General features: G+C 53.9%; 1 rRNA gene. It reads right to left on the bottom strand.

What is annotated here, in order from left to right:
* Positions 1 to 521 (bottom strand): 23S ribosomal RNA (locus lacNas_RS00075); the annotation flags it as partial.

Here is a 521-nt window from a genome sequence, read left to right as displayed (position 1 = left end):
AGCTCTCCTCTTAACCTTCCAGCACCGGGCAGGTGTCAGCACCTATACTTCATCTTACGATTTTGCAGATGCCTGTGTTTTTGATAAACAGTTGCTTGGGCCTTTTCACTGCGGCTGATCTTGCGACCAGCGCCCCTTCTCCCGAAGTTACGGGGCCATTTTGCCGAGTTCCTTAACGAGAGTTCTCTCGCTCACCTGAGGATACTCTCCTCGACTACCTGTGTCGGTTTGCGGTACGGGTGCACCGTTTCTGGCTAGAAGCTTTTCTCGGCAGTGTGACGTCGCAGCCTTCGCTACTATGATTTCGCTCCTCATCATGCCTTGTCCTTATGAAAGCAAGCATTTGACTCGCTTTCAGACTTGACGCTTGAACGTGGTATCCAGCACCACGCGCTGCTAGCCTCCTGCGTCCCTCCATCGCTCATAACGATTCGGTGCAGTACAGGAATTTCAACCTGTTGTCCATCGACTACGCCTCTCGGCCTCGCCTTAGGTCCCGACTTACCCTGGGCGGACGAGCC

Origin of the sequence: Lactobacillus nasalidis (genome assembly GCF_016587775.1) — a bacterium.
In the GTDB taxonomy this organism is placed as follows: domain Bacteria; phylum Bacillota; class Bacilli; order Lactobacillales; family Lactobacillaceae; genus Lactobacillus; species Lactobacillus nasalidis.
This window is presented reverse-complemented; position numbering and strand designations above follow the sequence as displayed.